This window comes from Streptomyces sp. NPDC126510 (genome assembly GCF_040302345.1).
In the GTDB taxonomy this organism is placed as follows: domain Bacteria; phylum Actinomycetota; class Actinomycetes; order Streptomycetales; family Streptomycetaceae; genus Streptomyces.
This window is the reverse complement of the sequence record NZ_JBEORR010000019.1, coordinates 1-12,026: the sequence shown is the minus strand read 5'-3', so window position 1 is coordinate 12,026 and position 12,026 is coordinate 1. Positions and strand designations below refer to the sequence as shown.

The 12,026-nt window shown below is 71.0% G+C and carries 10 protein-coding genes; 7 read left to right on the top strand and 3 right to left on the bottom strand.

Going from position 1 to position 12,026, the window contains the following annotated elements; genetic code table 11:
- Nucleotides 1–121: 121 nt before the first annotated feature.
- Complete coding sequence (locus ABTX60_RS25495) at nucleotides 122–2,029, top strand: serine/threonine-protein kinase (protein ID WP_502992393.1); 1,908 nt, start codon at nucleotides 122–124, stop codon at nucleotides 2,027–2,029.
- 104 nt (nucleotides 2,030–2,133) lie between these two features.
- Here the strand turns inward: ABTX60_RS25495 and ABTX60_RS25490 are convergent, their stop codons facing one another.
- A complete protein-coding gene (locus ABTX60_RS25490; RefSeq protein ID WP_352099324.1) occupies nucleotides 2,134–3,624 on the bottom strand; it encodes an amino acid permease in 1,491 nt (496 codons plus the stop codon).
- Nucleotides 3,625–3,903: 279 nt separating this feature from the next.
- Here ABTX60_RS25490 and ABTX60_RS25485 point away from each other — a divergent pair, with 279 nt between their 5' ends.
- Both ABTX60_RS25485 and ABTX60_RS25480 read left to right on the top strand, forming a co-directional pair.
- A complete protein-coding gene (locus tag ABTX60_RS25485; protein WP_352099323.1) occupies nucleotides 3,904–4,389 on the top strand; it encodes a ribose-5-phosphate isomerase in 486 nt (161 codons plus the stop codon).
- Nucleotides 4,390–5,024: 635 nt separating this feature from the next.
- The gene (locus ABTX60_RS25480) at nucleotides 5,025–5,834 is read left to right on the top strand and encodes an Fpg/Nei family DNA glycosylase (protein WP_352099322.1); all 810 of its coding nucleotides are present in this window, start codon (nucleotides 5,025–5,027) and stop codon (nucleotides 5,832–5,834) included.
- Nucleotides 5,835–5,850: 16 nt separating this feature from the next.
- Here ABTX60_RS25480 and ABTX60_RS25475 read toward each other — a convergent pair whose 3' ends face one another.
- Nucleotides 5,851–7,101: a GNAT family N-acetyltransferase gene (locus tag ABTX60_RS25475; protein WP_352099321.1), complete on the bottom strand. Its 1,251-nt coding sequence runs from the start codon at nucleotides 7,099–7,101 to the stop codon at nucleotides 5,851–5,853.
- 162 nt (nucleotides 7,102–7,263) lie between these two features.
- Here ABTX60_RS25475 and ABTX60_RS25470 point away from each other — a divergent pair, with 162 nt between their 5' ends.
- Both ABTX60_RS25470 and ABTX60_RS25465 read left to right on the top strand, forming a co-directional pair.
- Entirely contained in the window at nucleotides 7,264–8,442 is a 1,179-nt protein-coding gene (locus ABTX60_RS25470; protein ID WP_352099320.1) for a SpoIIE family protein phosphatase, read from the top strand.
- Nucleotides 8,443–8,472: 30 nt separating this feature from the next.
- Nucleotides 8,473–8,910, top strand: a complete 438-nt coding sequence (locus ABTX60_RS25465; protein ID WP_352099446.1) for an HD domain-containing protein — start codon at nucleotides 8,473–8,475, stop codon at nucleotides 8,908–8,910.
- A gap of 14 nt (nucleotides 8,911–8,924) precedes the next feature.
- On the opposite strand, the gene ABTX60_RS25460 is transcribed toward ABTX60_RS25465, so the two are convergent.
- The gene (locus ABTX60_RS25460; RefSeq protein WP_502992392.1) at nucleotides 8,925–10,037 is read right to left on the bottom strand and encodes an acyltransferase family protein; all 1,113 of its coding nucleotides are present in this window, start codon (nucleotides 10,035–10,037) and stop codon (nucleotides 8,925–8,927) included.
- A gap of 694 nt (nucleotides 10,038–10,731) precedes the next feature.
- Between ABTX60_RS25460 and ABTX60_RS25455 the strand changes: the two genes are divergently transcribed.
- Nucleotides 10,732–10,926, top strand: coding sequence for a hypothetical protein (locus ABTX60_RS25455; protein WP_003990237.1), 195 nt, complete (start codon nucleotides 10,732–10,734; stop codon nucleotides 10,924–10,926).
- A 107-nt stretch (nucleotides 10,927–11,033) separates the two neighbouring features.
- Nucleotides 11,034–12,026 (top strand): serine/threonine-protein kinase (locus ABTX60_RS25450; protein WP_352099318.1); only part of this gene is annotated, 993 nt, incomplete at its 3' end.

The following is a 12,026-nucleotide window of genomic DNA, read 5'->3' as shown; positions in this document are numbered from 1 at the left end:
ACTGAAAGAGGTACCACAAGATTTCCCCGCACTATCCTGGTACGGCACGAAGTGTGACCGTTGTGTTTCACTGGAGACGGTCACGGCGTCGTGGAGGGGGTGCAGCGAATTGCCGGGGAATGTGAACAGCGGTGGTGTCCCAGGGGTATTGGTGGCGGGACGTTATCGGTTGGTCGAGAGTATCGGCCAGGGGGGAATGGGGCGGGTGTGGCGAGCCGTCGACGAAATACTCGACCGGCTGGTCGCCGTCAAGGAAATGCGGATCGACGGACTCGACGCGGAGGACAGCAGGACCCGCCGTGAACGCACCCTGCGCGAGGCCAGGGCGACGGCCCGGATCGACCACCCCAACGTCGTACGGGTCTACGACGTGGTCGACGAGGGCGAACGCCTGTGGATCGTCATGGAGTTGGTGGCGGGCCGTTCCCTCGAACGGATCCTCGCGGAGACGGGCCCGCTGAGCCCCGGCGAGACGGCCCGCATCGGACTCGGTCTGGTCGCCGCGCTGCGGCGGGTGCACGAACGAGGCGTACTGCACCGCGACATCAAGCCCGGCAACGTCCTCGTGGAGCACGCGGACGGCGTGGCCGGATCCGAACGTGGCCACGGCAGCGGTTCCGGCCCCGGACGGCGCGTCGTCCTCACGGACTTCGGCATCGCGGCGATCCAGGACGCCAAGGCGCTCACCATGGTCGGCATGCTGGTCGGCTCGCCCGACTACATGGCCCCCGAGCGTATCTCCGGCCGCCCCCAGGGCCCACCGTCCGACATCTGGTCCCTCGGTGCGACGCTCTGCGCTGCCCTGGGCGGCCGCTCCCCGTTCTCCCGCGACACCACACTGGCGACCCTGCACGCGGTCCTGTACGAGGAGCCGGAACTCCCCGCCGGCGCAGGCCCGTTGCGGGACATCCTGACGTCCCTGCTGGCCAAGGAACCGTCGGCCCGTCCCGACCTGGAGGCTCTGCGGACGGCACTGGAGCCGGTGGCGTTCCCGGCTCCCACACCCACGGTGGCGGTGGGGCCGGGGCCGGGGCCGGGGGACTCGGAGCGGGGGCGGGAGCCGGAGTCGCGCTCTGCGGCGGGTGAGGGGGCCGCGCCGGGCCAGGGGTCGGGGCCCGTGGCGGGCGCGGAGCCGGCGCTGCGTCGGGGGCCGGAGTCCTCGGTGGGGGAGAAGTCCGCACCGCGCCGGGAGCCGCGCCCCCGCCCCGCACCCACGAAGACGTCCGCGAGTTCTCAGGCCCCCGTCTCGCTCACCCGCGCACAGGCGGAGACCGAGTGCCGCCCCCACGCCACACCCCTGCCCATGCCGCCGGGCGAGCTCCCCGGGCCGGCCGCCCCGGCCACTCCCCGTCCCCGCCCACACCCCCGGCACCGTCGCCGCACGGCGCTCACCGCCACGGCGACCGCCCTCGCCACCGTCGGCACCGTCGCGGCGATCCTGCTGGCGACGTCATCCGGCTCCCCCGGCGACAACGACGGGGCTCCCCGCGCGGGCTCCTCGGCGCCCACCCCGGACACCACCGGAGCCACGACCGGGGACACCACCGGAGCCACCACCGGGGGTACCCCCTCGCCCACCGTCGAGGGCACCGCCAGGCCGCAGAACCTGCCGCCCGGCACGCACCGGGAGGCCGGTGGTTTCGCCTGGGCGACACCCGACGGCTGGCGGCGGGACGTGAAGACGGGCGCGGAGGTGCACTACACCTCCCCGGACGGCTCCCAGGAGCTGGTCGGCAAGTCCTCCCTGGCCCGCGGCGACCTGCTGCAGACCTGGCAGACCTCGGAAGCCAACGCCCACCAGGGCCAGGACTACCGCAAGATCCGCCTGGAGGAGACGACGTTCCGCGGCCACCCGGCGGTGGTCTGGGAGTACACGTTCACGCTGAAAGGCGTCCACTGGCACGCCCGCCTGCTCGGCTTCAACGAGACCGGCAAGTCGTACCAGGTCAACACGTGGTACGAGGCCGGGACCGAGCAGGAGGCACTCGCCACCTACGAGAAGGTCAGGGACAGTTTCACGGTGCTCTAGGCAGCCTCGGGCAAGCGTGTGCAGACGAAGCGGGGGCCTGCGGCGCGCCACAGCAGCACGCACCACAGGCCCCCGCTCACGAAGAACGGCGAGCGGCTGAAGGATCAGCCGGCCGACACCTCGTTCCGCTCCTCACCCTGCACCTGCGGGGCGTCGGCGGCCGGACGCCCTCCGCGCACCCCCTTCTTCACGAAGGCGATGACGAGCACCACCGCCGCGACGAGCAGCGACAGCAGGATGGTCTGACGCCCGTCGTGCTCGGTGTCGGTGAGCATGTAACCCAGGATGAACACGATCAGCGCGGCAGTCGCCCAGGTCAGGTACGGGTACAGCCACATCTTCACGACGAGCTTCTCGGGCGCCTCGGCCTTGATGATCTTCCGCATGCGCAGCTGTGAGAAGCAGATCACCAGCCACACGAACAGGGCGACCGCGCCGCTGGAGTTCACGAGGAAGAGGAAGACGGAGTCCGGGAACTTGTAGTTGAAGAACACGGCCACGAAGCCGAAGGCGACCGACGCGAGGATCGCCGTGCGCGGCACGCCGTTGGAGGTCGTGCGGGCGAAGGCCTTCGGCGCGTCACCGCGCTGGCCGAGGGAGAAGGCCATGCGGGAGGCGGTGTAGAGGCCGGAGTTCAGACAGGACAGCACCGAGGTCAGCACGATGAAGTTCATGATCTGACCGGCGTGCGCGATGCCGAGGGAGTCGAGCGCGGCGACGTAGGAGCCGTCCTTGGTGATGGCCTTGCTGTCCCACGGCAGCAGGCACACGACGACGGCGATCGAGCCGAGGTAGAAGACGGCGACACGCCAGATGATGCTGTTGGTGGCCTTCGTGACGGCCTGCCGCGGGTTCTCGGACTCACCGGCGGCCAGGGTGGCGATCTCGCTGCCCATGAAGGAGAAGACGACGAGCAGCACACCGGTGAGGATGGCGCCGGCCCCGTTGGGCAGGAAGCCGCCGTGCGCGGTCAGGTTGCTCACTCCGGCCTGGTCGCTGTCCACGCCGGGCAGCAGTCCGAACACGGCCAGCCCGCCGATGACGATGAACGCGGCGATCGCGACGACCTTGATGCCCGCGAACCAGAACTCGAACTCGCCGTAGGAACCGACGGACACCAGGTTGGTGGCGGTCAGCACCAGCATCACGATCAGGGCCCAGCCCCACTGGGGCACGGCCGGTATCCAGCCCTCCAGGATCACCGCACCGGCGGTCGCCTCGACCGCCAGCACGACGACCCAGAAGAACCAGTACAGCCAGCCGATGGAGAAACCGGCCCAGGACCCGAGGGCCCGGTCGGCGTGCGCGGAGAAGGAACCCGAGGTGGGGTTGGCGGCCGACATCTCACCGAGCATCCGCATCACCAGCACCACGAGCGTGCCGACGAGGGCGTACGACAGGAGGATGCCGGGCCCGGCGGTGGCGATACCGGAGCTGGAGCCCACGAAGAGGCCGGCGCCGATGACACCGCCGATGGCGATCATCGACAGATGCCGGTTCTTGAGCCCGGCCTGCAGCCCGGAGCCCTCGGCTCCGGGTTCTCCGGGGCCTCCGGGGTCGTTTCCGGTCTTGTTCAGAGTCGGCTGCGAGGTCATGGAACGGATTTCCTTTGCGCCGGGGAGCTGTACTTCCGTACGGAACCGCGTGAGCCGCACGAACGGGGTGTTTCGCGGCATGGCGGTGTACGGGGGGCTCGCACGAGCGGTGTACGAGCCGGTCCAGTGAATCGGAGGCGAACGAATAGGAGAACCTTTGAATCCAGATTGTTACTTGAGGTTTTCCTGAGGTTCCGTAATGGGGCTCACGCTCGCCTCGGGTTTTTGTGAGCGCCACCCCGCGCGCCTTCCCCGAAACACCCGTGTCACACTCGTCCCATGCGCGTGTACCTCGGCTCGGACCATGCGGGCTACGAACTCAAGAACCACCTCGTCGAGTGGCTGAAGGCGGCGGGTCACGACCCCGTCGACTGCGGCCCGCACATCTACGACGCCCAGGACGACTACCCGCCCTTCTGCCTCCGCGCGGCGGAGCGCACGGCAGCGGACCCCGACGCCCTCGGCGTCGTCATCGGCGGCTCGGGCAACGGCGAGCAGATCGCCGCGAACAAGGTCAAGGGCGTCCGCGCGGCCCTCGCCTGGAGCGAGGAGACGGCGTCCCTGGGCCGCCAGCACAACAACGCGAACGTCGTCGCGGTGGGCGCGCGCATGCACTCGCAGGACGAGGCCACGAAGTTCGTGGAGACCTTCCTCGCCACTCCGTTCTCCGGTGACGAACGCCACATCCGCCGGATCGACATGCTGTCGTCCTACGAAACGACCGGCGACCTTCCCCCGATCCCGCCCCATCACCCGCAGCAGTAATCCGCCGGCCCCTGCGCTCCGGCCCGGAGCGGCCGGACGGGCGCCCCTGGGGGGCGGGCGAAGCTCCCGGGGGGAGTGAGCCGAAGTCCCTGAGGGGGTGGGCGACGCTCCCGGGGGTGAGCCGAAGTCCCTGAGGGGGTGGGCGACGCTCCCGGGAGTGAGCCGAAGTCCCTGAGGGGGTGGGCGACGCTCCCGGGAGTGAGCCGAAGTCCCTGAGGGGGCGGGCGAAGCTCCCGGGAGTGAGCCGAAGTCCCTGAGGGGGCGGGCGAAGCTCCCGGGAGTGAGCCGAAGTCCCTGAGGGGGTGGGCGACGCTCCCGGGGGTGAGCCGAAGTTCCCGCGGGAGTGGGGCGAACCTCCCGGGGGGTGAAGGCGAAGCCCCCGAGGGGTGCAGGGGACGCAGTCCCCGCCGGGGCCCGGGGCGGAGCCTCGTGACTCCAGCCTCCTGGGAAACCGTGTCGGGTGGGTGGGCGGGAAACGCTGGGGTCCGGGGCGGAGCCCCGTGGCCTCGGCCTCCTGAGGAACCGTGTCGGGCGGGCGGGCGGGCAAAACCCGGGGCCCGGGGCGGAGCCCCGCGACCTCAGCCGTCTGACGACCGTAGGCCCGGCGGGCAACGGCAACGATCCAAGGGAGAACCGTGCCGGAAGGCCACACCATCCACCGCCTCGCCCAGGACTACGCCGCCGCCTTCCTCGGCACAAACCCCCGCACCACCAGCCCCCAGGGCAGATTCACCCCCGCCGCCACCCTCCTCACCGGCACCGAACTCACCCGCACGGAAGCCCACGGCAAGCACCTCTTCCTCGGCTTCCGCGACACCGACTGGATCCACATCCACCTCGGCCTGTTCGGCAAGGTCACCTTCGGCCCGGCCCCCGAGCCGCCCCCCACCGGCACCGTCCGCCTCCGCCTGGCGAACGACACCGCCTACGTAGACCTCCGGGGCCCCACCACCTGCGCCCTCATCACGCCCCCGGAGAAGCAGGCGATACACGACCGCCTCGGCCCCGACCCCCTCCGCGACGACGCCGACCCGGACACCGCCTACCGCCGCATCACCCGCAGCCGTACGACGATCGCCGCCCTCCTCATGGACCAGAAGGTCGTCGCCGGCGTCGGCAACGTCTACCGCGCGGAGGTCCTCTTCCGGCACCGCATCGACCCGTACCGCGCGGGCAAGGACATCACCCCCGCCGAGTGGCACGCCATCTGGACCGACCTCGTCGACCTCATGCACGAGGGCGTCCGCAACAACCGCATCGACACCGTCCGCCCCGAACACACCCCGGAGGCGATGGGCCGCCCACCGCGCGTGGACGACCACGGAGGCGAGGTGTACGTCTACCGCAGGGCCGATCTGCCCTGCCACATCTGCGGCGGCGAGATCCGCACCGCCGGCCTCGCCGCCCGCAACCTCTTCTGGTGCCCCGCCTGCCAACGCCCCTGAAACGGACGGGCGTCCGTCAGAACCCGTGCGGCAGCCACGGCGGCACCGCCGTCCCGAACCCGAGCGACGCCTCCGCCAGCGCCCCCCGCCGGACCTCCCGCACCCGACCCGCCGCCGCCAGCGAGGCCAGCGACACACCCCCGAGGTACGCCGCGCCCAACTCCCGTACGGACAGGGCGACATCCGCCGCATCCGCCGTACGCTCGCAGGACGCCCCCTTCGGGTCCCCGGTCAGCCGCCAACGCCCCGCGTTCCAGGGGCAGAACGCGTCCTCCACCTCGAACACCACATCCACGGGAGTCTGATACGTCCGCGCCTCCAGTGCGGCGCCCACCTCCACCGGCCGCACGTACAGCGAGTCCTGGAACCGCGGGTGACACCGTCGCTGGTCGGACACCAGGTACTGCCAGGCGTCGTCCACCGGACGCGACCGCACGGTCACCTTCGAGGTCAGGTCGATCCCGAACAGGAAACGCCACAGCGCCGCGTCCGCCGCCGGGTCCAGCGCCGCCAAGTCCTCGACGATCACGTTGCCGTCGGACCCGGACAGCTCCCATTTGGGCTTGACCCGGAACCGCGCGTACCCGACCGTCTCCCCGTCCCGCTCGGCGAGCACGCACTGCAGGGGCGACGCCCCCGCCCGCTCGCTCTCCGGATCGAGCACCCCAAGCCGTTCCCAGCCGGGCCGCCGGGCCAGCATCCCGGGCCGCTGCGGAACCAGCCGGGCGTACAACGCCTCGCACACGTCGAGCACATCGGCCGGCACCGCGTACCGCACCCGTACGTCGTCCGTACCGTCCGGCACCGACAGTGCCACCCGGGTCGTGTCCATCTCGGCGGCCAGCGACAGGGCCGCGTTGCCGTAGCCGAACCGCCCGTAGATCGCCGGCTCGGACGCCGTGAGCACGGCCAGCGGCTCACCCCACGCACGCACATCGTCCAGCTGCCGCCGCATCATCGACGTCAGCAGGCCGCGCCGGCGGTGCGTGGCGGCCACGCTGACCATCGTGACGCCCGCCACAGGCAGTGACGCGCCGCCGGGCACGGTCAGCCGGAAGCTGAACGCCCCGGCCGTCCCCACACACTCGTCCCCGTCCCAGATGCCGAGGGAACGGTCGCACTCGGTCAGCGAGCGCCACAACTCCCGCTCCTCGGCGGCCTCCGGCACCCCTCCGAAGCCCCGGACCAGGGTGCCGTACCACTTGTCCCAATCGTCCTGCCGCAGGACCCGCAGACCGGGCGAAAGGCCGTTCGCGTCAGTTGCCATGAGCCATGCCTACCAGGGCGATGCGGGGCGGGCGAGGCAATTTCTGCCGGGCGGCGGTGGGGCGGAACACGGTGAAGTTCACTGTGATGTCGGCCCTCGGACGGGGGACAAGTAGGACCTCCCGTGCCAAGGGGCTGGTCCGATGGATAGGGTCCCGAACTAATGGCATCAGGACGAGAGCGGCGCGCGGAAGCCGAGACGTTCACGGCCCGGTTGAAGAAACAGTGGCACCGGGTCCGCGTCGGCGTGCGCCGGGCCGCCGTGGACTACTTCCGCGGCAACGGCTCGGACTGGATCGCCCTGGCCGGTCTGCTCCTGACCGTCCCGCTGATCGCGGCGGCCACGCTGGGGAACTCGGTGTGGTTCTCACCGGCCGCTCTGGTGCTGCCCGTCGTCGTGGGCGGTCTGCTGCTGCGGCCCGCCAGCCTGCTCGGCCTGTACGCGGCGGCGGCCACGGCACTGATCGTGGAGTCGGTGCGGCTCGGCCCGTACACGGAGGGCCCGTCGAGGGTCACCCCGGGCGTCGTGCTCGTGGTCGCGGCCTGCGGCTTCTTCGGGCTGCTGCTGGCCCAGTTCCGCAGCCGGGTCGGCGTTCCCTGGCGGCGCGGCGGCACCATGCTCTTCGACCTGCGCGAACGCATCCGGGTGCAGAGCAAGCTGCCCGACCTGCCGGACGGCTGGCACCGGGAGATGGCACTGCGCCCGGCGGGCGGCCAGTCCTTCTCGGGCGACTTCGTGGTGGCGGCGCGTACCAACGGCGGCCGTACGCTGGAGGTCGTCCTCACCGACGTGTCCGGCAAGGGCATGGACGCGGGCTCCCGCGCCCTGCTGCTGTCGGGCGCGTTCGGCGGCCTGCTCGGCTCCCTCCCGCCGCACGCCTTCCTGCCCGCCGCGAACGGCTACCTGCTCCGCCAGGACTGGGACGAGGGCTTCGCCACCTCCATCCACCTGGTCCTCGACCTGGACTCCGGCGACTACGAGCTCTACTCCGCGGGCCACCCGCCGGGCCTCCAGCTCAGCGCCGGCACCGGCCGCTGGGAGGAGAAGGCCGCCGAGGGCCCGCTCCTCGGGGTGTACGACGGCGCCCAGTTCGACCCGGTGAAGGGTTCCCTGCGGGCCGGGGACGTCCTGATGCTGTTCACGGACGGCCTCGTGGAGACCGCCGACCGCGACATCGTCGAGGGGATCGACCGCCTCACCGGCGAGGCCGACCGCTATGTGGCCGGCGGCTTCCAGGGTGCCGCCTGGCATCTCATCGAGGCCGTGGCCAAGGACGTCAACGACGACCGGGCCCTGCTGCTGATCTGCCGCGAGGGCCCGACGGCCGCCGCGAACCGCTGAGACACTGGAGCGGTGAGCGAGACGACCCGTATGACCCTGGCCCAGGTCGAGGCCACCGCCCGCGCCGCGCACACCGGCCAGACCGACAAAGCGGGACGGCCCTACGCGGAACACCTCCAGGCCGTGGCGGAGGGCGTACGGGCACGGGGCGGCGACGAGGAACAGATCGCGGCGGCCTGGCTGCACGACGCCGTCGAGGACGACGCACTCTCCGCGCAGTGGCTGCGCGAGGCCGCCCTGAGCAGCCGTACGAAGGACATCGTCCTCGCGGTCACGAAGAGGGCGGGGGAGCCGCCGGAGGCGTACGCCGCGCGGATCCTCGCCACGCCCGGAGCGCTGCTGGTGAAGGAGTCGGACCTGGCGCACAACGCGGACCCGGTGCGACTCGGAGTGCTGGACTCGGCGACCCGCAAACGACTGACCGAGAAGTACGCACGGATGCGCGCCCTTCTCGGTCTCGTCGGATAACGCTGCCTCGCAGGTCAGGCGTTGACCTTCTCGCGCTCGCGCTCGCGCCGTTCGGCGCTCTGGCGTTCGCGGGCCTGCTCGGCCGGGTCCCGCTTGAAGGCCCAGTCCATCTTCGGCTCCATCGCGAACCGGAAGACGCGCTGCACCGGCTTGGTGCACAGCACCGTCACGACGGCGGCCGCGAGGACGGTCACGAGGATCTCACCGGCCGGGTGGTGCAGCCAGGACGCCTCGAACCAGCCCTGGTAGTCGCCGGCCTTCACCAGGAAGCCGTGCAGCAGGTAGCCGTAGAGCGTGCCGGCGCCGAGGGCGGTGAACCACATGTGGCGGCGCGGCACCCAGGCGAAGAAGCAGGCGGTCAGCACCAGGGAGCAGCCGAACATGGCGAGCACCATGACCGGGCCGGTCCACCACGGGGCGCCCAGCTCCTGTGCGGCGTCACGGTGGTAGAACCACGCGGTGTTCATGCGCGGCACCGCCCACCAGCTGAAGGCCAGGGCGGCGGCGAAGACCGGCACCGACGCGATACGCACCGAACGGCGGCGCACCATGTGGAAGTGCTCGGGCTTCATGATCAGGCCCAGCACGAAGAACGGCAGGAACTGCAGGACGCGCTGCAGGTCCAGGTCGTCGCCGATCTCGGGGGTGACGGTCGCCAGCATGGCGAGACCCAGCGCGAGCGGCAGCGGCCAGCGCACCAGGTTCCAGATGGGGGTGGTCAGGCGCCAGATGAACAGCGCGACCAGGAACCAGGTCAGGTACCAGGGGTCGAGGAGGCTGATCTCCTGATGCGGGTCGTTGTCGATGACCCGCTTGAAGAGCGGATAGGCCGTCTCGAAGATGATGTACGGCACGGCCACGCCGGTGATCAGGCGCTTCAGCCGGTCGGGCCGCATGTCGAAACTGCGCGAGAAATAGCCGGAGATGAGGATGAACGCCGGCATGTGGAACGCGTAGACGAGCTGGTAGGCGGCCTCGAGTATCCGGCTGTCGCCCTTGAGCGGCTCCCAGGCGTGGCCCATGGCGACCAGCACGATCGCGAGGTACTTGGCGTTGTCGAAGAACGCGTCGCGTTGCTTGCCGTTCTGCTTCTTCTGCGTGCTCTGCGGCGAGCGGGGGCTCGGCACTCCGTCGGCCGGCGACTGTGCCGGGGGAAGTGGCGCCCTGCGGTCGCCGTTCGGTCGCAGCGAGTTCGTCACAGACCCTCCCACCAGGAGCTCGGGGAGACGATCCGGGACCTCGCTGCGCGTGCGGGGGACGAGGCAGCGTGGAACATCTGAGGCACCCTAGCGTTCCCCGCAGGTATTCGTAAAACGCCGGACGTCATTCCTGGCTATTCGCTGCGAGTACCCCGGATTACGGGTAGTTGACGTCACTGTCGGCGTGATGGCCAACACATCGCCCAGTGGCGGATTGTGTGCACTGCTCCGGCCCTGCTTATCCGGATACTTCCGGACTAAGCGGCGCATAAGACCAGCAGGCGACTCCAGTGGAATGTCCACTTCCGTCCCTCTTCGGGGCGTGCCCCGCAAGGGGGTTGATGGTCCTGTGGCAACAATTCGAATTAGCTGCGAACGCGTTGTGTGGAGATGGAAACGAACCGGCCGAATTCCCTGCGCGGGTGGCTCGTCGAATTGCCGTGCGACTGCTCGGAGTCGGGTCCCCACGCGCGGGCGGCTCACTCCCGAGCGGGCGACACGGGTGTGGTCGATGTGTCAGCACCCGCATAGCCCGGCCGTGTTGGTGGCACGATGGTTCTGGCGGGGTGCGCGGTCGCGTCCCCGGGCCGGGAGAGCGGACCGACCGAGGGTGTGATCAGTTGTGGCCATTTCACTGTCTGTGGTGCTGCTGTTGGCGATCATCCTTGTGGTGTTGCTGAGAGGCGGATCCATCAAGGCCGGTCCCGCCATCGTGGCGGTCCTCTTCGGCTTCTTCCTCGCCTCGACCGGCATGGCCGACGACATCCAGCGGTTCCTCAACTCGATAGCGGAGACGATCAACTCCATCAGCTTCTGATGACCGGGACGGCGAACCCTCCCGAGCCCTGCGCCACGCGCCTCCGGCACGGGCGGTTACGCTCGCCCCGACCACAGGACGGTGCGTGACGGGGGGAACGTACGGGGATGACGCTGCGCGATTCCGACCCGGCGGAGGTGGGCGGCTACCGGATCGAGGACCGTCTCGGCTCCGGCGGCATGGGCGTGGTCTACCTGGCCCGCTCGGCTTCCGGCCGCCGCCTCGCGATCAAGGTCGTGCACAGTCAGTACGCCGACGACGACGAGTTCCGCGCCCGTTTCCGCCGTGAGGTGGCCGCCGCCCGCCGGGTCAGCGGAGCCTTCACGGCCCCCGTCGTGGACGCGGACGCCGACGCCACGTACCCCTGGATGGCCACGCTCTACATACCGGGTGCGGACCTCGGCACCCACGTCCGCGAGCACGGCCCGCTTCCGCTGCCCCGCCTGCGCGGTCTCGCCGCCGGCCTCGCCGAGGCGCTGCGCGACATCCATCGCGCCGGAGTGGTCCACCGCGACCTGAAGCCGGCCAACGTGATGCTCGCCGAGGACGGCCCGCGCGTCATCGACTTCGGCATCTCCCGCGCCGCCGAGTTCGCCGCCTCCGACGCCCTCACCCAGACCGGCCGCGTCATGGGCACCCCGCCCTTCATGTCCCCGGAGCAGTTCGCCGCCCCGCGGGACGTCGGCCCCGCCGCCGACATGTTCTCCCTCGGCTCGGTCCTCACCTTCGCCGCCACCTGCCGCGGCCCCTTCGACAGCCCGAGCCCGTACGAGACGGCCCTGCGCGTCGTCGAGGGCGAACCGGACCTGACCGGCGTCCCCGACGAGTTGCTCCCCTTCATCCGCGTCTGCCTGGAGAAGCACCAGAAGTCCCGCCCCGCCGCGGACGAACTGTTCACGCTGCTCCGTGAAGGCGGCACCCCCGGAGCCCCCGGCACCCGTGGCACGCTCACCGCGCCCGGCGCCGGCGCACCCCGCCCCGTGCGCCCGTGGCCGGGCGCACGGCCCCCCCAGCCGGCCGGCCCCCCCGGGCCCCACGCGGCCCCCCCCCGCCCCCGCGCCACCCCCCCCCCCCACGATCGGAAGAGCGGCGGGGAGGGG

Bases quoted from the DNA above. Each gene is read 5' to 3' on its own strand.
- ABTX60_RS25485 (WP_352099323.1), top strand. From the start codon at position 3,904: ATGCGCGTGTACCTCGGCTCGGACCATGCGGGCTACGAACTCAAGAAC.
- ABTX60_RS25475 (WP_352099321.1), bottom strand. From the start codon at position 7,101: ATGGCAACTGACGCGAACGGCCTTTCGCCCGGTCTGCGGGTCCTGCGG.
- ABTX60_RS25490 (WP_352099324.1), bottom strand. From the start codon at position 3,624: ATGACCTCGCAGCCGACTCTGAACAAGACCGGAAACGACCCCGGAGGC.
- ABTX60_RS25470 (WP_352099320.1), top strand. From the start codon at position 7,264: ATGGCATCAGGACGAGAGCGGCGCGCGGAAGCCGAGACGTTCACGGCC.
- ABTX60_RS25465 (WP_352099446.1), top strand. From the start codon at position 8,473: ATGACCCTGGCCCAGGTCGAGGCCACCGCCCGCGCCGCGCACACCGGC.